Below are 19,554 nucleotides of genomic sequence, written 5' to 3'. Positions count from 1 at the left end.
TCTCTGGACTCCTCATGGTCACGTTCGTAGCCACCGTGGCGATTCCCCTCGTATCCGCCACGTTGGCCATTTTCATAGCCACCCTGTCGAGCGTCGTGGTAACCGCCATCAGGAACCCACAGGCAACCAGCCAACGAGGCGATCCAGATCCCCATGGCCGTATAGATAACCGCGCGCATGATGTCCTCCTGACAACGTAGCCCTACGATGAGGCGATGACACAAGCCGCACAGACGGCCGGCGGCCTCACTTTTTCGCTACAGCGATTTGAGCTTTGTGACCTTCGTGCCCTCGAGCGTCACGCCTGCCATCAATCCACTGTTTGTGAGCACGAATGCCTGGATTGGCCCAGTCGCGGTCGAGCTATCAATGGTGTCGTTTGCACCCACCTTCAGCACGGCAACCGACGCGTCACCACCCACGGACCAGCCCTCGCTATTGCGAAATCGGTCAAGCGAATCCTGGGTCATGAAGAGGAAGATGATGGCTTTCGATTGCGCGCCAATCTGCCATCCAATCGAAGCCGTTGTCGTGCTGTAGTACCCAGTCGTGCCGCCGCCGGCGCGCAGTGATCCTTCACCATACTGGCCACCGATGCCAAAACCGGCGGCAATGACCGATGGGAACACCAGTACGCCTCGGGCTTTGCCAACCAGTTCACGTGAGCCATTGGCAGCGGTATACAGGCGCGCAAGTGTCGAGTCGACGGCCGTATCGATCGTGTGTCGCTTGTCGGGTTGGTGCGCGGCTGCTTCCGATGCCCCGGTCGTTGTGCGGCCGGGCGTCATGAAACTGATTGTCGTAGCGACAGCCATCGTCGTCATTGCTACCAAACGGTCTTTTCGCATCTCTGTCTCCACCATGTCTCAAAGTACATTGAGCCTATGCGACGGCGGCGGCGGTGACGGTACGACAGCGTACCGAGACGTATGACTTGAGCAGAGGTTGTGAGGGAGGCGTCGTGCGCTACACGTCGGCAGTTTCGGTCCAACGTTGCCGACCAAGCGGTTCGACACAACAGGTGATGGCGTCAACATGTCGCCTTCGTCCGCCACCGTACAGACGGTATTGCGACGCTGGAGAAAGAATGGTCATTCGTTGGACGGGGGCTTTGTCTGCGCGGGTCGCCTGGGAGTTCGGAGCTCCATGCGGGGCACGGTCAAGACACGGCGTACCCGGTGACCAACATGGGTGCCGAGTTTGCAAGGAGCGTTGTCATGAACAAGGATCAAGTGAAGGGCCGCATTGAGGAAGCGAAGGGAAAGGTGACGGAAGCCGTCGGTAAAGTCACCAGAAAAGACGCAACCGCAGCGAAAGGAAAGGTCGAACAGATTGCAGGAAAAGCGCAAGCCGCGTACGGCGACGCGAAGGAAGCTCTCAAGAAGCAGCGCAAGCCCTGAGCGACCGTTGCGGTCGCTACCGTTGAGGGACGACAGACCGACGATCAGAGCGCCTGAAGGTCTGGGAGCAGGCGGTCAAACTCCCGCTTGACCACGGCGTAGCATTCACAGACGCGGCCTTCGAGGCCTGGCCGGTCCAGCACTTCAATATTCCCGTGGCTATAGCGGATCAATCCGGCGGTCTGCAGCTTCAGCGCCGCCTCGGTGACGCCGGACCTGCGCACACCCAGCATGTTGGCGATCAGTTCCTGTGTCATGCGCAGCTCGTTGGACGGCAGGCGGTCCAGGCTGAGCAGCAGCCAACGACACAACTGCTGGTCGATCGAGTGGTGGCGATTGCAGACAGCCGTTTGCGCCATCTGCGTAATGAGTGCCTGGGTGTAGCGCAACAAAAGACGTTGCATGGCACCGGCGCGGGTGAACTCCTGTTTGAGGACGCGAGCGCTCAGGCGATACGCAGCTCCCGCGCTTTGAACCACTGCGCGGCTGGGCGTGGTTTCGCCGCCCATGAAGATGGCGATGCCGATCAGCCCTTCGTTCCCGACAATCGCGATTTCTCCTGACGAGCCGTTCTCCATGACATAAAGCAGGGACACGATGGCCGTGATGGGAAAGTAGACGTACTCAGGTCGGTCGCCCGATTCGTAGACAACTTGCCCCAGCGGCATGTCGACCAGGACAAGCTCTGGCGAGATTCTCGACCAGTCGTCAGGAGGAAGCACGGACAGCAGATGGTTCAGCTTCGGATTTGGTTGCGCCACCATGGCAGCCTCCTTTCCACTCGCCGTAGATTCGTATCCCAGCCATCAATGACTGTAGGGTTACAGAAACGATGGCTGCCGTGGGTCAACGCACCTCGTTGCCTAGGCTTTGTGCGGCCCACGCTCGTGACAGCACAATTTTAAGCGCGGCGATCACGGGTACCGACAAAAAAATGCCCGCAACCCCACCGAGTTGTTCGCCTGCGAGCAGCCCCACAATGACGAGGAGTGGACTGACCTTCACCCCCTCGCTCATCAGATAGGGGTTCAGCGCGTAGTCTTGGAACAGGCGGTAGGCGACGATGAATCCGATCAGCCAGAGCAAGTGCGGATACCCGCTAAAGCCGGCGACCGTGACTGTCGCCACCACCGCGGCCAACGGCCCAGCGAACGGAACGAACTCCAGCACTGCGGCCGTGGTTGCCAGCAACAGCGCATAGGGCACACCCAGCAGGTAAAACGCGATGCTGTAGACAACCAGCGTGGCCAGCGACAACAGCAAGAGCGCCCGGACATAGCGAGACAGGAGCGTGTCCAAATCCTCAATGATGCCCGCCCACATGCGCTTATCGGAAGATCGTATCCACGAGAGCAGCGCGGCATGAATCGACGGTGCTTCGTTGATCATCAGAAAGCTCATGATGGGGATAAGTACGAGATAGACGAGATTGCTTGCCGCGTGCATGACACCCAATCCAACGTTGCGAACCAGCGGCATGGCCTGGTCTGAACTCGTCGAGAGTTGCTCACGTACGAATTCCAGGATGCGCGCACGCAATGGTTCCAGGAAGCTCGGCAGCGAAAGACGATCTGCCATGGTGCTGGTATCAAGCAACTTTGGGAGTTGATCGGCGAGCCTGCCCGCTTCGTCCTGGACCGTCACACCAAACACCGAGCCAGCGACGATCGCCACGACAACGACCAGGATGAAGACGATACCGATCGATACGCTACGTGGTACCTTGCGCGGCATGTGCCGTTCCAGTCGCTCGACCAGCGGGTACAGCAAGTAGCTGAAGAACACAGCGAACACCGTGACCAACAGCACGGAGGCAATCTTGTAGACGATCAGTACGGCAAGCGCGAATAAGAAAACTGTCCAGACAATTTTGCCGGCACGTGGGTCAAATCCGAGCATGACGATTCCTCCTTGTCGGGGCTGTAGCAAAGCGAGCCCCGATCGTTAGATTTGGCTCACGTGCGTCGCAATGCTTACACTGATTTTGGTGATCACCGCGTGGACCTTCGTCAGCGTGTCTAAGAACTCGCTGAAATGCGCCGCGTCCATACGATGATGCGTCGCGATTGCATTGGCCAGTTGTTCTCTAAGCTGACGAATGTTGGCAAGCAATGCGATGACATCGCGCACGAGTTCAGGGGTACTGAGGTTGTGCAGCTGAATTGCGGCGATCGCAGCTTCAAGCTCATCAATCGCGCGAATATCGAATGACCTTTCTCCTGTGGCGATCGCGCTGACGGCTTGCTTATCGGGCAGCTCGCTGATAACGCGTCGTACCAGCTCCTCTGCCGCCATGGCAATTTCGCTCACCGCTTTCGCCAATGTGCGCCTCTCCATTCGCCTTTCCGTGCGCTGAAGGAGCCAACCTGCCAGCCACGTTCCCGCAATCGCGACAATGATGGCGACTGCCTGTACCCACGCCGCTAGCGCGGGATGCTTTTCGATCCAATCCAGAAGGCTGCTCATGAGAGAGTTTTCGGTTCTTGACCCAACCGTAAGCCGTCTCGTTTCCAAGTGGGGTAGGTGGCCAGCGTCAAAAAGGGCATGCGAGACTCATTCCGATTGATTGAACGTGCCGCCTTCGAGATCTCTCCTGAAATGCTGGACCCAATCGGCTCCATCGCCGAGTGGATATTCCCTTGTAATTTGGGTCGACAGTCGGGTTACCGTCACATAGCCCTGCAAACCGAAGTTCTCGTCGCCTTTTGGGTCAGTTGTATCCACTTCAAGAAGTTCGAAATCATCTTCTGCCTGACCATTGCGCTGCAAGGTTGCAAGAAATTCCCGTCGTTCATCCGGTTCGATCAGTCGCACGATTGGCACCTCATTTGTTCAAAAGGGGGGGAGTCCCAGAGCTTTTGGGTAGGTCATTAGGCGCCTTTCCATGCCGGCAGTCGTCCCGATGCTCGACTGCGCTTTCTCGATTGAACAGTTCGATCCGCCGTGTGTGTTTGTCAACCGCCCGCGAAAATTGTCGGACTGACCAGTGAAGTTGATGCAGTGGAGTGACCCGGCGACAAACGGTTGTCCAGACCGATGACGGGATGACGAAGGGGCACCTCCAGAGAGCCGCGCAGAGCCCATTTCGGCAGATCTTTCATCGCCGCTTGCTCAATTTATGCAACTTTCGCCGCTTGTTTGCACCATTTATAGGGCATTCATCGAAGCGATTCAGCCGTCTTGCTGATGCAGACCTGCCATGTTGGCTAGGCGCCAGCTTGCACCTGCAATGGCTTGACTGCCATATGCGCACTACATAAGCACCGTTGCCCGACCTAGACTGCAATGCGCTCATTACGTGAGCCCCTCGCGATGGAGGGTCGACAAGTCAGGGTGGGGAAAGCAAGATTCCACGGATGTGTGATTTTTGGAGCGCTTTATGCCGGTCCGCCGGATCCCCAAGAATTACCTGTTTGTCACTGGACGCCACGCCTCGCCGCACGCGGACGAGGTCTTCGAGTTCGAGTCGATCTTGGAAAAGGAGTACATGCTCATGTTGGACTCGGATCCTCACCTCGAATCGTACGACGTGCAGCCCGTCGAAATCCCATTGTCCCGAGGTCGAAGCTATGTCCCAGATCTGCTGGTGACATATCGCCCCACGTCTTCTGGAATCCAGCGACCGCCAGAGTTGGTGGAAATCAAAATTCAGGAGCACCTTGAGCGACACGCTGAGGAATACCAAGAGAAGTTTGCGGCGGCAGCAGCGTTTGCGGAAGAGCGAGGCTGGATCTTCATTACCCGAACAGAACTGGATATCAGGACGCCTCGTATCGAGAACCTGAAATTCTTGCACCGGTACCGTCATACGCCCGCTGACCCGGCTGCTGTTGAGCGCTTGCTTGAGGCGATGCGTCAGGTGGGCAGTCCAACAACGCCGCTTGCGTTGCTCGACAGCTTGACCGACAGGTTGGAGGTACGTGCAGTTTGGATTCCCGTGCTTTGGCATCTTGTCGCGCATGGCGCAATTCAAGCGGATCTGCAGGTTCCGCTGTCGGAAAGCACGCAGCTATCTCTACCGAGCTAGGCCATGGCAAGCAAGCCGTTAGCAAAGACGCCAACTGTTCTGCATATCAGGAAAGGCAGCAGCGTTAGTCATGATGGGCGGACGTACACAATTCTCCGCTATGCCGACTTGGACAAGGTTCTTGCACGCGAGGTGGCGTCAGGAGAGACGGTCATCCTGAACGTGGGGTCGCTTAAGACTCCGTTCAAAGGCAGTGACAACTCGCCCGAGCCCCGAGATCAGGTCGATCTCGAAGACGTATCGAACGACGCCTGGGAGATCGCGCAAAGCCGCCTGGATACCATTAGTCCCCTGCTTGACCGGAGACGGAATCGGACAAAGGCGGACTACGTTGCTGTGGCTGCTAACGCAGGCGTAAGTGTCCCGACGCTCTATAACTGGCTGAGTGCGTACTCAGATTCCGAACTGTTGTCTTCCCTGATACCGACGCCCAAGGACGGTGGCCGCGGGCGCAGTCGGCTCGCACCAGAAGTGAAGCTGATCTTGGACGACTACGTTCAAGAACAGTACCTGACCCAGCAAAGGCCCTCTGTAGCGAAGGCCGCCCGGGAGATCCGTCGCCGCTGCCACGTTGCGGAGCTCGATCCTCTTCCCGCTGTCTCGACCATCTACCGGCATCTAGGTTGGTTGGATGAACGGGAATCGCTTAAGCGCCGGGAGGGCCGCCGCGCCGCAGAGCAACGGTTTCGCGTGAACATCGGATCAATTCCGGATGCTGAGTACCCGCTCGCGATCGTTCAAGTCGATCACACCTTGTTGCCGGTCATCATCGTTGACGACAAGCACCGCAAGCCGATCGGTCGGGCGTGGATCACGTTGGCAATCGACGTCTTCAGTCGCGTTTGTTTGGGCATGTATCTGTCTTTGGATCCTCCTTCGGCGATGTCTGCAGGCATGTGCATTTCGCACGCCATCCTACCCAAGAGTGATTGGATGGCAAGGCAGGGTTGTGGCGATATCGAGTGGCCTTTCCATGGCCCCATGGATGTACTCCATATGGACAATGCCAAGGAATTCAGAGGCAAGATGCTGGCCGTCGCCACCCGGGAGTACCACATCGATATTCACCTACGGCCCGTAAAGCAGCCTCGCTATGGTGCACATATCGAGCGACTCATGGGGACCGTATCGGAGGAGTTGAAAGGGCTAAAGGGCGCAACCTTCGCGAACCCTCAACAGAAAGGGGAATACGATGCCGAGGGCAATGCCTGCATGACTTTCGACGAGCTGGAGAAGTGGCTCGTTCTTATGTTCGCCCGATATCACCGAGACGTGCACTCCGGCATTGGGACGACGCCAATGACCAAATGGCGTGAAGGCATTCTCGGCACGCGAGGAAAAATGGGGCGCGGAATACCGCCAATACTGACCGATGCTGAGAAGGTTCGCATCGACTTCATGCCCTATACCGAGCGAACGATACAGGGTGATGGCGTCAGAGAGAACGGAATTCACTACTTCCACGACGTTTTGCGGCCATGGGTGGGCGAGCGTGATCCAGACAACCCCAAGCGAGGCAAGCAGTTTCGGTTCCGCTATGACCCGCGCGACATGAGTGTGTTGTACTTCTTCGATACTGATCTCAAACGTTATCAGTCGATTCCCTACCGAGATTCGAGCTTGCCGCCGGCAAGTATTTGGGAAATCCGTGCGGCCAAGAGTGCAGCAAAGGCGGCGGGCATGAAGGACTACAGCGAGCGGGATTTGTTTGCGCTGATCGCACGACAGCGCGAACTAGAAGAGGCTGCGGCTGCGAAGACCAAGGCGGCGCGGCGCGCTGAGCAGCAACGCAAGCAGCAGGACAAGGCTCGCGCGCGGAAGTCTCAAGACCTGCCCCGGGCTTCGAAGGTGGAGCCTTCCAGATCCGCGCCGGCAATCCGGGGATACGACCCTGACGATATCCAACCGCTGAGCGACGATGAATAGCATGATGACTGAGTACGCTCATCTCAGTCCGGCGGCACAGAAGCATCTGGCGCTGCCGGACAAGGATCGGATTCGAGAGATCCTGACGGGCACCTGGCTACCCCTCGACCATGCGAAGACGACACTTCAGAAGCTGGAGGATTTGCTCGACTATCCAAAGGTGACGAGGATGCCGAGCTATCTCATCGTAGGCCCCTCATACAGCGGCAAGACGTCTATTCTTGAGCGGTTTCGCGGAGACCACCCTCCCGATTTGGACCCCAATAAGGAGGTAACTCGGTGTCCGGTGGTGATGGTCGACGCGCCACCGAAGCCCGAGCTGTCTGACTTCTATAGCCGGATCATGGATAGTCTGATGACGCCGTACAAGCCGACGGCTCCCGCCTATGAAAAGTACTCGCAGGTCAAACGTCTCTTTGGTGAGATGGATGTGCGCATCCTCATCATCGACGAGATTCACCACCTGATTGCCGGCGGCCTCACCAAGCAGCGCGAATTTCGCAATGCTCTCAAAACCCTGAGCAATGAGGCGAAGATCAGCATCGTCGCCTCAGGAATCGAAGAAGCCTACAACGCGTTCAACGCTGATCCGCAGATGTCGAGTCGATTCGTCCCGATCGAGATGCCCAGTTGGACGCCTGGCCGGCAGCTAGGGACGTTGCTGAAGACCCTAGAGCGCCGGACACCGCTGCGCAAGCCGTCAGGTCTGCATTACCCCGATATGATGCAGGCGATCTATGTGAAGAGCGAATCCACTCTTGGTGACATCTTCGACCTCGTGAAGGTGGCGGCGGTTGACGCCATTCGTTCCGGCGAGGAAGTGATTACCGAAAAGCAGCTCGATGCGTTGGATTGGGTGCCACCCTCTAAGCGCAAGACGTACAGGCGGAGGCTATGAAAGCGTGGTTATGTGCGAAGACGCAACTCTGGCCGATACGATACAAGCCCATACCCGGTGAGCTTCTTTCGAGCTGGATTGTGCGACTAGCGCATGGCCATGGAATGGGTGTGATGCCGTTCTGCAATGCGGCGCTCGGACCCACGGCTCTGGCGTTGACGATGGATATCGACCGACGCAGTCCCACCCCCCTTCTGGAAGCACTGGCGTTGCACACGGGGGCCCATCTGGAATCAGTGCATCAGGCCACGCTGCGTGTCTACGAGGGGACGCTTTACCCACAGTTTCACGTTGGGGGATTCCTCCCTTGGGTGATCGCCATCAATCTGCCGCGGAGTGCCCGGCTCGGTCCAGGTCTTCAGTTCTGCCCGTACTGTCTGAGGAGTGATCCGGTACCGTATTTCCGTCTCTGCTGGAGAGTTGCACTTCAAACCTTCTGTGAGCGGCACCAATGTTTGTTGCTTGATCGGTGCCCAAGCTGTGGCGCTTGCTTGTTTGTTCAGAGGGTCGATACAAACTGGTGTCATGCGGAAACCGACGGCATTTGCTATTGCCACAACTGCGACTTCGATCTCCGATTGGCGGAGGCGCCCGTCGTAGACGACCGCGGAAGTGGTTTCCTTCCCACGTTACAGCAGTTGACGCGCGACCTTTCTGTCGTGAACACAGTGGGTCCGCCAGGTTTGTTGGAGCGTCTACACGCTATGGCAGTGACGGTGTTGTCGGGCAAGGCCAAGCCGCGTCTCTGCAATTGCCTAGCGTGCCGCTTCGGCTACTCCGACTTGGAGATTGAGCAGGCCAGAAAACCGGCACTGGAACTGCAATCTGTGGTGACACGGCATGCGGTGCTGCTGTGGTCCCTCTGGCTTCTTCAATACGATCCCGATGCGCATGAGCGGCCGGTCAAGCCTGTCGCTCCACTACACCATCGGTTCATCAAAGGCATCTTGACGCAGCCCCGACTGGAGGCTGGTGTCCAGAGGCGTTGCGATTCGCTTGCAGAGCTGCCAATGGCAGATGGCAGCTCACCGCAGATACGCGATGGCCGCGTGGTACAGCTGCATTGAGATCCAAGAACGCAATTCGTCGGGAGCATTGACCTGGGTGTGCTCCAAGGCCATCACCTGATAATCGGTGCCGTTCTGGACCGAGATGAAGGCTTCCGTCGCCGCCTGAATCGCACGTTGAATCGCTTCGTCACCTTTGTTCTGCAAGGGGACGGCAAACGAAATAGGTGGGCTGGCTTCGTGAACCATGAGCAACGTGGATGCCTCCTTTGAAGAAACAGCGAAGGCGGCTACACGCTTCAGCCGGTGTTTGTCATCCGGAACCAGCAGATGTTCGTCCAGTACCCCGTCTTCGTCCGCGATCAGTGGCATCGGGACGGACCATCCATCATCACGGCTCGCCGTCAGGACTCGCACGGAGGCGTCGTCCAGTGTGGATAGCGCTTTGACGGCGTGTTCCAGGAATGCGGGTGGGTCTGGAACCTCGTTGTCGCCTTCGACGATCTGCGCTTCTCGGATGCGCTTCGTGGAGCCGGGTTCGCCGATCGCATGCTCACTGATCGGGTCACCGGACGAAGCGCTGGCTCGAGGCTTTTGTCCGGCAATGGCTCTGTCAGCGAAGACCCATTTGTCCTCCAGGTCGACGAACCGCCGATTGCTGCGCACGGGCATCGTAGCTGGAGCAAGCTGCGATGAAGGATCATGCTCCTCCAGGCTGATTTTGGAAGGTTCCTTGGTTCTCCGGGCTGGGGGTATGGCTTCCTGTGGTGGGGAATCGGGCGCCATGCTGGCACTGCGAGCTTTCTTTGTGCCCGTCACGCGGAATCGCAATGACTTGAAAGGGAACGGGTGCGAGCAACTCAGGAGCTGATAGACGAGGAACGTTCCTTTTGGGTCATTGCCTCGCGACAGCCATTTCCCAGAGGCTCGCAGTGTTGTCGTTCCTTCGAACGGAAATAGGGTCTGCGGATAGATCTCCTGGCGCGCCTGCGCGGCTTGTGCACAGGAGGCACCGATCTTTGCGGCCGCATGCCAGGCGAGTCGGCTTCCAGCGATTCGGGCGATGTCCTCGGCACTTGCGCGCGGAATACGATCGGCAAGTTGGAGCGTCATCCGGTTGTGCCGATCGATTGCCGGCATCCCTGTGTAGAGATGCTCTTTACGGAGTTGGGGTGAGAACAGCCGATTGAGGAGTTCGCTGGACGAGCCAAAGTAGAAGCGGATCAGCTCCATGCACGGTACGACAAGGAGCTTTCCGTCCGGTAGCGTGACCCGGACGCAATAGGAGTGCGTGTTTTCGCGATGTCCCGCATGCTCGTGGAGCGGCAGCATGAAAGTGCCGTCTTCGAAGCTCGATCCGGCTTTTACGAGTTCGCAGGTGTCTCGGCTGATCGCCAAATCTTCACAAAGCAACTCCTCGTCAGCCGCGCGGGATTCCAAGCCCTGCTCGCGCCACAGGTCACCAATGCGCAAGAGCATTGTGGTTCCGACTGAAACCCAGCATCGGGTTGCTTGCCTTTCGGCTTGGTGGAACGATAGGAGCGATAAGCGACCGGCCCCATCTTGGGCGTTGGCCTTGGATAGCGAGACCAGCACGGATGGATGCCGCCGCCGCAACATGCGATCGGGGAAGGCGATGGGGCCGAACCAGTCCACGCGCCAAAGGTCCTCGCTTTTGGGAAACGCGTTTATGCGAAGCATGCAACTCTGATTCCATCGTCAAACAATGGCCATGTACTAGGGAGCTGCCGCTGCAGCGGCAGTGCGCCCGTGGCGAATTCCGCTGTTGCTTACGCCCTGCTGTGACGGAAGTACAGATACACCAGTCCAATCGGTGCAATGAAAATCGCGAAAGCCCAGCAGATCAGCATCGTGGTGAACTTGGCAAACAGCATCACGATTGCGTTTACGAAGAAGATGTTATTGCCGAGGATGAAGTTCATCACGCCTTCGTATACGAAGCGAGCATATGGATAGAGCACGGTACTGATGAGGGCGAATAGAACCACCTGGTAGGGGATCGGTTTCCCGGCGTTGCTCGCGAAGACGAATATGAATGCGGGAAAGATCGACCCGAACAGGAAATGGCGGAAGTAGTAGGCGCGCGAGAGGCCACCAAACGTTTTGGCGAGCAATGTGTTCATAGGTCAGTTATTTGAAGTCAGTGAGTGTTGACGGCGAGCCACGAAGCAGAACTCGGTATTACTCACCAATGCGAATGAAACGACAGTAAATGAATCTGCTGTACCCCACTCACGAAGGGCGATTCATTCTCCGAAGCGCAGAAAAAAACAGAGCCCGCGGAGCGGGCTCTGTTTGCTGGGTGAGGTCATCAACCGAAACGATGACGTGGGAAGATGCAGTGTCGGGCGATGCGGTACTTGCCGCGCGTGCTAGAGCGTCATGAGAACGCTGAAACTCCGAAAGCCATGTAGTTCACCTTTGCCTCAGTCCCATCTTTCATTTTCATCGACTGTGACTGGCTGTCCCACACCACGCCGTTCCAGTTCCACGTGTTCTCGTTCGTCTGAACAACAATGTACGATCCGAGGCGCAGGCGCGCGGAGGTAGCGTTGTTACTGAAGTCCAAACCAAGGTTGAATGTATGCACCTGGCGATTCTTGTTTCGCGCCAACGCAGCCTTTACTACTGAGCCCGCGAGATCCGCAAAAGGCTTGAGCACGGGTTGGGCGGAGGTAATGAGCGAAAGGCCACTCTTGAAGGTCGAGCTATCCAAGGCGGTCAGGATTGCGTTGTCGGCGTTGCTGCCGATGTTGACGGTTCGGCCTTCAAAAGAGATGCCATCGCTGCCTACCGTGAGTCCCAGGAAAATGGGTTGGCCGCTGATGCTCGCACTTTGACCATCTTGGGCAAACGTGCGCAGCGCGAATCGCAGCTCTTCTGTTTCCCCCGAGATCTGATTCTTGCCGGTGAACTCACACAATATTTCGTGCCTGCCAAGACCTGGATATGAGGCGACATGGAACTTGTCCAAGCTGATCTTGATCCGTTTCCCTACCAAACCTTGATCGCTCTCCAGTGTGCCTGCGCCCACGATTTCAGAGGTATCTGTCGGGGAGGCTCCGTGAGGTTTCACGTAGCCGAGAGCCAGCCCCGACGGCGAGTAGGGCGTAGGCAAGAAAGGGATTCCCTGGCCGGCTACGCCCATCCCCATGAATTGCTGAGCCCCCTCCAGATCATCGAGGAGCATCAAGTACTGAGCGATCTCACCTGGGGCAAGAGCCCCCAGTGATTCCGAAGCATTGAATTGCGGCATGGCTATCCTTACGTGCGGGTCCGGACGCGGCTGCGTACGTTAATCACTTGGCTGACTTCAGCGTAGATGTTGGCTTTGGCCGACTGTGCTACTTCCATCGATACGGCGAGCGCGTACGGAATTTCGGCTGACTCGCACGTGGGATGGACCGCTCGGCACTGAACGCCGATGAAAATGCCCTTTGGATCAGCAGCGAGTTTGATGAGGTTCTTGCCTTCAAATACGTGATGAATAGTGGTGCCGCGTTCAGTTGACTGTCTGTTCGGCTGGTTTTTTTCTCGCTGAACGCCTTTCCAGAATTTTGCCTTTCCTGACTCGTCCACCAGACCGAGCGTGATTCCTCGGTATTCTGCGGTGGTGACCAGCACGGGAGTGGACCACGCCAAGGTGATTGTGATCCGGCGTAGATCTCGATTGTTCAGCATTCCCGCAGGAACCGGGACACGATATTCGTGTAGTTGCTCCGGTTCAATAGTGTCGTCACCCAACAGCGTGACCAGCTTGTCATGACCAGCTAAAACGCGCTCAGGGCGAATGTTCCCGTATCCGAGGAACCGGCTAATCGTCTCTCTTCGGGCGTAGTGTCGTTTCGAGTCTTCGGGAGGATACGCATCGTCCAAAATCTGGCCAACGCCACCCCATTCGCAACTGTGCGTCAACAGCGCTTTCAAGATGGCCGCGCGAGTTGGTAGGCCATGCCAATCTTCGCCGCTCGCACGAAATACAGGCTCGATGGCTTCCGCAATACGGATGCCTGAACGAGTAATCAATGCCGCCGCGTTGCTGGTCCCCGCCAATCGGCTGACGTGGCGCAGGTTGCCGCCAGCATCCGGTGTCGCGACAAGCTGGCCCAAGTGCTGGGACGGCTCGCCATGCACAGCTACGTCACCGGCCTTGGAAAATCTGGCTGCGAGCCTACCACCGGGATGAAGTAGATCCGGTTTGATGCTGCGGTTGATCCCTGGTCCTACCGCGGAGCCCAGGTTGGTCATCGCGACAGTCGGGTATGGATCGACAACGCCATCTGGGCACTGCCCAGCAAGATCAGCATGTAGTGCACCGGCTGTAATCGAGTTGATGGATTCCGCCGGGCTCAGGATTCCTCGCGCGGCCTTGGCTTTCTCGATAGCCAGAATGATCTGAGCTTCTCGTGCCACTGAGTCGATGGCCTCGATGTCATCGTCAGAGTCGTCGTACGACGGCAGCGGGAATGAACCCTTAATGTTTCCAGCGCTGACAACAAACAGAAGGTTGTGCTTATGACTGAAGTAGTCAAGAAGTGCCGCCCATGGCGTTGGCCGTCTGACAAAAGGAGCGTACTCATCGCAGATCGAATGGTTGATCAGGACGACTCGGGGAAACGCTGCTGCCCTCCCACTCTGACCGACGACCAACGATTGGATCGCCCGGTAGATCATGCCGATTGGCAACTTCCCGGGGGGCGTGCTCTCGATCGTGTGATGACCATTCCCGGTGCCGGTGAGGACGGGCACAACCACGACTTTCTGCTCTGGCGGATGTTGAGGGGCATGCAGATCGTCACGCACGACAAGCGAGGCCATGGCCGTGCCGTGGTAGCGGGCATTCACCGGCACTTGTGCGCCGGTTAGATCAACTTCGTGGACTACGATCCTGCCGTCTAGCGCCGCATGGGATGCAATTGGATAGCCGTCGATGATGGCAGCAATGCTTTGATCACCAGCTGCTTCGGTGGCGGCAAGGTCCGGAAGGACGGGCGCCAAGGTAGTGACAGGGCCTGTCGTTTGAAAGAAAGACTGGGGTCTAATCGTCATCACCCCGTCAGCGTGCGCGAGCTTGCCCCTTTGTTCTACCAAACTCTTGGCGATTTCAGCGGGGACCCTGACGAGGGCTGCCTGATATCGGATCTCCGGAATGGTCACGAAGTCGAGCATTTCCCCGCCCACTTCGCCGAGCAGTTCGCGCAAGGTCGCTACCGCGTTGTCTCGCAACTGCTTGTCATCGCGATACCAAAGGTCGATCTCGATCACAATTGGTCGATCCGGGTCGCTATTGAGCAGTGCTCTTACATACTGCTTGATTGAGGGGTCAATGCGATCTTGAACGGAGAACGTTCGGACATCACGTAGGTAGCCAAAGAGTGACCACCACGGCTTCCATGCCGTCGGACATGGCTCCCCTTTCACGAAGGCTCGCCAGCGAGCGAGAAGGGTGCTCAACGCGTCAACGCTGGGCATGGTCAGATAAAGACGCTCGGATGCCGGTCCCGTTGTGGTTGCCGTACCGTCCGCCGCGACGTCTTCTCCCTCTTCGTCTTCGTCTTCGTCTTCGTCTTCGTCTTCGTCTTCGTCGGTGCTAGGGGCGCTATCCATTCGCTGGCTGGTGAGCCATTCGAAGCCCAACTCGCGGGCCACGGCTTCGAATTCGCCGACCGGTCCAATCAGCTCAAATACAAGAGCCCTCTCCGGTGTTACTGCCCGCGGATCGTCGGCTACATCGATCCCGTTTGTGAGGCGTTCGACTGAAGTGGCGACATTAGCGAACCCTGCTGTTAAACGCGGGTCACTTCGTTGAATCTGATAGGAGATCTTGCTCGGGAAGTGAGCTTTTCTTCCCTTTAGACGTTTTTGGCGTTGAGGCTCGCGCTGGAGCCTTACGAGCGGGAAGTTTTCGGCCATTCGTGTCGAGTTCTTGTCGAGTCAAGCGTTTCTGCCAACGGGACAAAACCTCGTAAATGGCCTCTGCAGGCGTCAGGGCGCCTTTCGCGAGGACCAATTTTCTGCGGATGTCGAGCGTAAATGCCTCGACCTCCGACATGCTTTCCCCCGTCATGCAGTCCACAAAATCATTGGCGCTAATGCCTATCGGTGCACCAAGTGATTTTTCAAATTTCTCAAACCATTTTCTCAACTCAACCGGTCCTGGCAGGGGTAGTTCAAGTTTGACCTCGAATCTCCGCCACACTGCTCGGTCGAGCAGTTCAGGATGATTTGTGGCACATACTACAATCGAATGACTGGGGAGTCTATCGAGCTGAGTAAGTAAGGAGCTAACAACACGCTTCATTTCCCCTGTTTCCTGAGAATCTCCGCGTTCCTTGCCTACTGCATCGAATTCGTCAAAAAATAGAATGCTTGGATTTATGCTCGCATAATCAATGAGCTTGCGAAGGCGGTTGGCTGTTTCTCCGAGAAAGCTATCAACCACCGCATCGTAGCGAATCGCCAGGAGTGGGAGTGCGAGCTCAGTCGCGATCGCTTCGGCCAGGCTTGTTTTGCCATTACCAGGGGGGCCGACCAGAAGAACGGTATGTCGCGGCTCGAGCGAGTGCTCACGCAAAAGGCCTGCATGCACATACTCATGAATGAACTCGTCCACGTGCTCCCGCACTGCAGGGGGTAGCACGAGATCGTCGAGGCGCCGCCGGGTAGGCATATCAAAAACCAACTCGGCAATGCGGTCGGGCAGCAATTGCGTGCCGGGTGCCGTCACGCCTTGGGTAGACGATCCGACCTCGCGGAGGCCTTTGGCCCGCGCCTCAGTAAGGATGGCGTTCATTGTTCGCTGCAAAGCACTGCGGTCGCCGCGCAAATTTGGCTGGGCCATAAGCTAGCACCGTAGGTCAGATGTTTCGATCGGATCAGTTAGTACGCACGCCGAGTGCCTGCTGGGTCTGGTCTTGCGGCAGATCGGGACTCGTCCGTGTGTACGCGTCAACAAGTGCGACCATGGTTTGGAAAAATGCTCGCATGCGCACGAGTTCTTCCATCGAGATTTCCGGCGTCAAACTGCTTGCTGATACCGGTGTTGCGTTTTCTGTTGGGCTTGTTGCGTTATTTTCGCGAGCCAAACCTTCAGTCAAGCGGGAGCGGGTGCGCTCTATTGCTCGTCCGCCAGATCGGCAAAAGCGCCACAAGCTGCTGCGGTCCATTTCTAATCTTTCCGCAGCGTTACCAATGCCTCCGCACGCCTTTACAAATACCTGGACCCGTTCGAACAACTGACTATCCTGGGCAACCCTAGGCATCCCACTCTCCCCATTGTATCTGCGGGGAGTTTAGCGCGCTTAACACTAAAACGCAACGGAATTCACAAAGCGCAACGCTTATTTTCTGCTTTTCGCTACGTTTTGTTGCGTTTTAATGCTGCGTTTTGAGAACGACAGGGTCGCCGCTGCGTCGGCGTGGCTGAAAAGTGTCCTTCTAGGGCGGTACCGAGTGACCTAGATCTGCGCAGTCAATCCCGGGTCGAATGAGGTGTTTTCGACGCTTCTTCCCTTGGGTGTGTAGCCTCTGGGATTGCAAACGACCCGACATGCTCCAACGCTGTAGTCGAAGCTGTCGTGCATATGGCCATGAATCCATAGATCGGCCAGTTGGACCACATTATCCATGCGGCTCGCATATGCAGACGTCAGCGGATCATCTTGATAGCGCGACGAGACACTCTTGGCCGAAGGGGCGTGATGGGTAACGACCACCCGCCTACACTGTGAAGGGGACATCAGTTCCGTGCGGAGCCAGTCGCGTGCGACGTGGTGCATCCGTGTCGTGTCCCGCGGTTGCAATTTTCTGAACACCCCGTGCGATTCAAAACGAATGGCCCCGGTGAAGTCGGTCATGCCTCGACCAGCGTAGCCTTCGGCGGTGCGCACATTTTCTTCTGTACCTCCGTACAAAGCGAAGTCTGTCCAGAGCGTGGCGCCCAGGAATTCCACGTCCCCGATCATGATCTTGTCCATGTCGAGAAGGTGGACGTTCGGCGTCGCGGCGCACGCCGCACGCAGATCTCGAAGCACTCGACTGTGCTCACCTTTGTAGAACTCGTGGTTGCCGGGCACGTAGATGACCGGCAGGCCGCGGCTCTGGGCTTCAATCCAAGGCATTCCGCGCTTGCCAAGATGAATGTCGCCGGCAAGCACGATCACGTCTACCTCGGTCGTGTCGATGTCGAGGGGGGAGAATTCGAGATGAAGGTCACTTAGAACGAGGAGATTCATGTTGTCCAGGAACGCCTGAGCTTGCTTCTTGAGGACTGTCGCCCGGTCCAGCGCCAACTTTCGATTGCTGGCTTGGTTGGCGCTGGATGTAAGCCGGTGCGATGCCTCGCTTTTCGAGGCGACGCACTGCCTTAGCCACTGCCGCGTTCGCACGTTCCAGGAATGTGCCGCTGGTCATGAATCGGCCGAGTTTGTCTGCCGCCATGGCTTGCTCCATTTGTCGTGCCCCAAGAGTACTCCCTCCACGCTTTCGCGGCCGAGCGTGCCGTTCAAAGGGGTGACCCTGCTCAGGCTGCCTTCCAGCAGCGCAAGTTGTTGGACATCAGCGGATTCAATGTCGCCACGCCCTAGGCTCGCTCGCCCGATTGGCCATCCGCTACGAAGCCGATCGTCAGCCGCGCAGCACGCCGCGGCACCTTGAGCACGGCGAAGGCCTTTCCTGATGCCATTGCTGTCGCAAACGCGTCCTGCACCAAGCGATGCGTTGCGCGCAGATCGACATCACTTCTCTCTGACAAGGCTTCTGCTGCACTGGCGTCCAGTTCAATGCGTTTGCCGGTAGCCCGCTGCAGCCGACGAACTTCCGCCAAGATGAGCTGCAGCCGTTGCTCGGGCTCGGGTGCCGGGATGTCGAATACCTCTACGCGGCTCAGTAGTGGCGGAGGCACAGCGTCGGGATCGTTCGCTGTCAGGACATAGATGATTCGGCTGGCGTCAAATGTCATGCGGAAAAACGCGTCTTGGAACGCGCTCGCTGTTCCCGACTCAAGTAGATCCAGCAGTACTGGCGTAACCGGGTAGCGGCCATCGCTGCCAATCTTGTCCACTTCGTCCAGGATAAGGACAGGTGTCGCCGACTTGCCGCTGGCAAGCATCTCAACAATCATCCCCGGCCGAGCGTGGTGCCAGGCGCTATCGCCGCCCGTCAGTTGGAAGCTTGCTTGGGCACTTCCAGCAGACCACTTTCGCATCGGCACATTCAAAATCTCCGCCAACTTCAACGCGAAATGCGTTTTGCCCACGCCAGGTTGCCCTGTCAGGAGGATCGGACGAACGCGAAAGTCCTTCGCCCGCATTGCGCCGATAAGCGTGAGATCAATCTTCAGCTTCTGAATTGGCTCGCGCAGGTTGCCGAACAACGTCTGGGCTGTTGCGAGCTTCTTCAGTGCCGAGCGGGTACGAGGCAGCGCGCGGTAGCCGTCATTGGTGCTGGCTTGCTCCAACAATGTCTGTGCGTAATCCCGCTGGTAGCGGTCGGCACCTCGCAAGTTCACGTTGGCGAGCGTTAGCGCCTCGGGCCCAAAGATAAGAACATGCCCGGGCTTGGCTCGACGAGGCGCAGGTGCGTGCGCCGCCGACGCAATTGTGGACGGTTCCTCAACTGAGAATCCAGGGATCTCCTCCTTGGGTTCATTGTCCTGCCGGGCGGCGGCAAGAGCCGAGCGCGTGTCCGAGGGGATAAGCAACCGCCATGTTGCGGCGCTGCGCAGTGCTGCGAGATCGCCTAAGGGCAAGAACCCAGGGGGATGCTCCGAGGAGTGCTCGGGAGCAGACATGATGATTCTCCATACGCGAACTGGCGGCATGTAGCCGCAGTTGTCGAACCGGACAATGCCGGGACCAATCGAGGCTGAGGATCAGCCGGCTATTCGCGTACGGGTTCGTTCGAGCGGAACGAACGCGAGGCTGCCCGAACCGGCCGCGTGGGTCGATTGGTGACGGTGAATGTCCTTGGCAGCCATGGAGAGGTGAGAGTGAGATTGCGCCGGTGTTGCTATGTTGCTCAACCCTACAACACCACGTGGTTTGGGGCTATCCGGCGAAGTATCGAGTCGCGGTGAAAGTTGTGGCCAGATGGCCGCGACGCGCGGATGCGTCGCATATCAAATTGTGCGCCGCATCATTTTTGGGAGCAGAGAAAACGCATGGAATGGCTATAGCAAAGGGTTTAATGGGAAATCCTGCCATTTCCAGCTTCGATATTTTCTAGTCTACTTCGATATTTTCTAATTTTCTTCGCTATGCCAACAGCCGTCATCCA

Annotated in this window: 18 protein-coding genes; 5 read left to right on the top strand and 13 right to left on the bottom strand. The window is 57.5% G+C overall.

The window, feature by feature from the left end; genetic code table 11:
- Positions 1 to 257: 257 nt before the first annotated feature.
- Positions 258 to 848 (bottom strand): BPSL1445 family SYLF domain-containing lipoprotein, encoded by a 591-nt coding sequence (locus tag ACTJK6_RS16295; protein ID WP_134927003.1) that lies wholly within the window; start codon positions 846 to 848, stop codon positions 258 to 260.
- A 369-nt stretch (positions 849 to 1,217) separates the two neighbouring features.
- Here ACTJK6_RS16295 and ACTJK6_RS16290 point away from each other — a divergent pair, with 369 nt between their 5' ends.
- A complete protein-coding gene (locus tag ACTJK6_RS16290) occupies positions 1,218 to 1,400 on the top strand; it encodes a CsbD family protein (protein ID WP_440839562.1) in 183 nt (60 codons plus the stop codon).
- A 44-nt stretch (positions 1,401 to 1,444) separates the two neighbouring features.
- On the opposite strand, the gene ACTJK6_RS16285 is transcribed toward ACTJK6_RS16290, so the two are convergent.
- From ACTJK6_RS16285 to ACTJK6_RS16270, 4 genes are all read right to left on the bottom strand, one after another.
- Positions 1,445 to 2,164: a Crp/Fnr family transcriptional regulator gene (locus ACTJK6_RS16285; RefSeq protein WP_134927004.1), complete on the bottom strand. Its 720-nt coding sequence runs from the start codon at positions 2,162 to 2,164 to the stop codon at positions 1,445 to 1,447.
- Positions 2,165 to 2,246: 82 nt separating this feature from the next.
- On the bottom strand, positions 2,247 to 3,299 hold the full coding sequence (locus ACTJK6_RS16280) for an AI-2E family transporter (protein ID WP_075465439.1): 1,053 nt from the start codon (positions 3,297 to 3,299) through the stop codon (positions 2,247 to 2,249).
- 45 nt (positions 3,300 to 3,344) lie between these two features.
- Positions 3,345 to 3,866: a hypothetical protein gene (locus ACTJK6_RS16275; protein WP_102066930.1), complete on the bottom strand. Its 522-nt coding sequence runs from the start codon at positions 3,864 to 3,866 to the stop codon at positions 3,345 to 3,347.
- An 87-nt stretch (positions 3,867 to 3,953) separates the two neighbouring features.
- A complete protein-coding gene (locus tag ACTJK6_RS16270; RefSeq protein ID WP_325650045.1) occupies positions 3,954 to 4,214 on the bottom strand; it encodes a transcriptional regulator in 261 nt (86 codons plus the stop codon).
- Positions 4,215 to 4,779: 565 nt separating this feature from the next.
- On the opposite strand from ACTJK6_RS16270, the gene ACTJK6_RS16265 reads away from it, so the two are divergent.
- The 4 genes from ACTJK6_RS16265 to ACTJK6_RS16250 are packed head-to-tail and all read left to right on the top strand — an operon-like array spanning position 4,780 to position 9,318.
- Positions 4,780 to 5,427: a TnsA endonuclease N-terminal domain-containing protein gene (locus ACTJK6_RS16265; protein ID WP_147216096.1), complete on the top strand. Its 648-nt coding sequence runs from the start codon at positions 4,780 to 4,782 to the stop codon at positions 5,425 to 5,427.
- A 3-nt stretch (positions 5,428 to 5,430) separates the two neighbouring features.
- Positions 5,431 to 7,353: a Mu transposase C-terminal domain-containing protein gene (locus ACTJK6_RS16260; protein WP_147216094.1), complete on the top strand. Its 1,923-nt coding sequence runs from the start codon at positions 5,431 to 5,433 to the stop codon at positions 7,351 to 7,353.
- Between the two features lies 1 nt (position 7,354).
- Positions 7,355 to 8,251 (top strand): TniB family NTP-binding protein, encoded by an 897-nt coding sequence (locus ACTJK6_RS16255; protein ID WP_316890021.1) that lies wholly within the window; start codon positions 7,355 to 7,357, stop codon positions 8,249 to 8,251.
- The gene (locus tag ACTJK6_RS16250; protein WP_147216090.1) at positions 8,248 to 9,318 is read left to right on the top strand and encodes a TniQ family protein; all 1,071 of its coding nucleotides are present in this window, start codon (positions 8,248 to 8,250) and stop codon (positions 9,316 to 9,318) included. Before ACTJK6_RS16255 ends, ACTJK6_RS16250 begins: the two co-directional genes overlap by 4 nt.
- Here the strand turns inward: ACTJK6_RS16250 and ACTJK6_RS16245 are convergent.
- The 8 genes from ACTJK6_RS16245 to ACTJK6_RS16210 all read right to left on the bottom strand — a co-directional run bounded on the left by ACTJK6_RS16245 (position 9,277) and on the right by ACTJK6_RS16210 (position 19,069).
- A complete protein-coding gene (locus tag ACTJK6_RS16245) occupies positions 9,277 to 10,737 on the bottom strand; it encodes a hypothetical protein (protein WP_261797168.1) in 1,461 nt (486 codons plus the stop codon). The two genes, ACTJK6_RS16250 and ACTJK6_RS16245, sit on opposite strands and share 42 nt — an antisense overlap.
- 311 nt (positions 10,738 to 11,048) lie before the next feature.
- A complete protein-coding gene (locus ACTJK6_RS16240) occupies positions 11,049 to 11,402 on the bottom strand; it encodes a hypothetical protein (protein WP_440839561.1) in 354 nt (117 codons plus the stop codon).
- A 257-nt stretch (positions 11,403 to 11,659) separates the two neighbouring features.
- Positions 11,660 to 12,535 (bottom strand): hypothetical protein, encoded by an 876-nt coding sequence (locus ACTJK6_RS16235; RefSeq protein WP_440839560.1) that lies wholly within the window; start codon positions 12,533 to 12,535, stop codon positions 11,660 to 11,662.
- 8 nt (positions 12,536 to 12,543) lie between these two features.
- A complete protein-coding gene (locus ACTJK6_RS16230; RefSeq protein WP_440839559.1) occupies positions 12,544 to 15,192 on the bottom strand; it encodes a S8 family peptidase in 2,649 nt (882 codons plus the stop codon).
- Entirely contained in the window at positions 15,077 to 16,072 is a 996-nt protein-coding gene (locus ACTJK6_RS16225) for an AAA family ATPase (RefSeq protein WP_440839558.1), read from the bottom strand. Before ACTJK6_RS16225 ends, ACTJK6_RS16230 begins: the two co-directional genes overlap by 116 nt.
- Positions 16,073 to 16,154: 82 nt before the next feature.
- Positions 16,155 to 16,445, bottom strand: a complete 291-nt coding sequence (locus ACTJK6_RS16220; RefSeq protein WP_440839557.1) for a hypothetical protein — start codon at positions 16,443 to 16,445, stop codon at positions 16,155 to 16,157.
- Positions 16,446 to 16,736: 291 nt separating this feature from the next.
- Entirely contained in the window at positions 16,737 to 17,513 is a 777-nt protein-coding gene (locus ACTJK6_RS16215; RefSeq protein ID WP_440839555.1) for a metallophosphoesterase, read from the bottom strand.
- Positions 17,514 to 17,860: 347 nt separating this feature from the next.
- On the bottom strand, positions 17,861 to 19,069 hold the full coding sequence (locus tag ACTJK6_RS16210; protein WP_440839554.1) for an AAA family ATPase: 1,209 nt from the start codon (positions 19,067 to 19,069) through the stop codon (positions 17,861 to 17,863).
- Positions 19,070 to 19,554 lie beyond the last annotated feature (485 nt).

The sequence above is a fragment of the Ralstonia sp. 22086 genome, assembly GCF_052045975.1.
In the GTDB taxonomy this organism is placed as follows: domain Bacteria; phylum Pseudomonadota; class Gammaproteobacteria; order Burkholderiales; family Burkholderiaceae; genus Ralstonia; species Ralstonia wenshanensis.
Note: the sequence above shows the minus strand (reverse complement) of the source record. Positions and strands in the feature narration are given on the sequence as shown.

Excerpts from the sequence above, each read along its gene's own strand:
- ACTJK6_RS16295 (WP_134927003.1), bottom strand. The coding sequence starts at position 848 with ATGCGAAAAGACCGTTTGGTAGCAATGACGACGATGGCTGTCGCTACG.
- ACTJK6_RS16290 (WP_440839562.1), top strand. The coding sequence starts at position 1,218 with ATGAACAAGGATCAAGTGAAGGGCCGCATTGAGGAAGCGAAGGGAAAG.
- ACTJK6_RS16285 (WP_134927004.1), bottom strand. The coding sequence starts at position 2,164 with ATGGTGGCGCAACCAAATCCGAAGCTGAACCATCTGCTGTCCGTGCTT.
- ACTJK6_RS16280 (WP_075465439.1), bottom strand. The coding sequence starts at position 3,299 with ATGCTCGGATTTGACCCACGTGCCGGCAAAATTGTCTGGACAGTTTTC.
- ACTJK6_RS16275 (WP_102066930.1), bottom strand. The coding sequence starts at position 3,866 with ATGAGCAGCCTTCTGGATTGGATCGAAAAGCATCCCGCGCTAGCGGCG.
- ACTJK6_RS16265 (WP_147216096.1), top strand. The coding sequence starts at position 4,780 with ATGCCGGTCCGCCGGATCCCCAAGAATTACCTGTTTGTCACTGGACGC.
- ACTJK6_RS16260 (WP_147216094.1), top strand. The coding sequence starts at position 5,431 with ATGGCAAGCAAGCCGTTAGCAAAGACGCCAACTGTTCTGCATATCAGG.
- ACTJK6_RS16255 (WP_316890021.1), top strand. The coding sequence starts at position 7,355 with ATGATGACTGAGTACGCTCATCTCAGTCCGGCGGCACAGAAGCATCTG.
- ACTJK6_RS16250 (WP_147216090.1), top strand. The coding sequence starts at position 8,248 with ATGAAAGCGTGGTTATGTGCGAAGACGCAACTCTGGCCGATACGATAC.
- ACTJK6_RS16245 (WP_261797168.1), bottom strand. The coding sequence starts at position 10,737 with ATGCTCTTGCGCATTGGTGACCTGTGGCGCGAGCAGGGCTTGGAATCC.
- ACTJK6_RS16240 (WP_440839561.1), bottom strand. The coding sequence starts at position 11,402 with ATGAACACATTGCTCGCCAAAACGTTTGGTGGCCTCTCGCGCGCCTAC.
- ACTJK6_RS16235 (WP_440839560.1), bottom strand. The coding sequence starts at position 12,535 with ATGCCGCAATTCAATGCTTCGGAATCACTGGGGGCTCTTGCCCCAGGT.
- ACTJK6_RS16230 (WP_440839559.1), bottom strand. The coding sequence starts at position 15,192 with ATGGCCGAAAACTTCCCGCTCGTAAGGCTCCAGCGCGAGCCTCAACGC.
- ACTJK6_RS16225 (WP_440839558.1), bottom strand. The coding sequence starts at position 16,072 with ATGAACGCCATCCTTACTGAGGCGCGGGCCAAAGGCCTCCGCGAGGTC.
- ACTJK6_RS16220 (WP_440839557.1), bottom strand. The coding sequence starts at position 16,445 with ATGGACCGCAGCAGCTTGTGGCGCTTTTGCCGATCTGGCGGACGAGCA.
- ACTJK6_RS16215 (WP_440839555.1), bottom strand. The coding sequence starts at position 17,513 with ATGAATCTCCTCGTTCTAAGTGACCTTCATCTCGAATTCTCCCCCCTC.
- ACTJK6_RS16210 (WP_440839554.1), bottom strand. The coding sequence starts at position 19,069 with ATGTCTGCTCCCGAGCACTCCTCGGAGCATCCCCCTGGGTTCTTGCCC.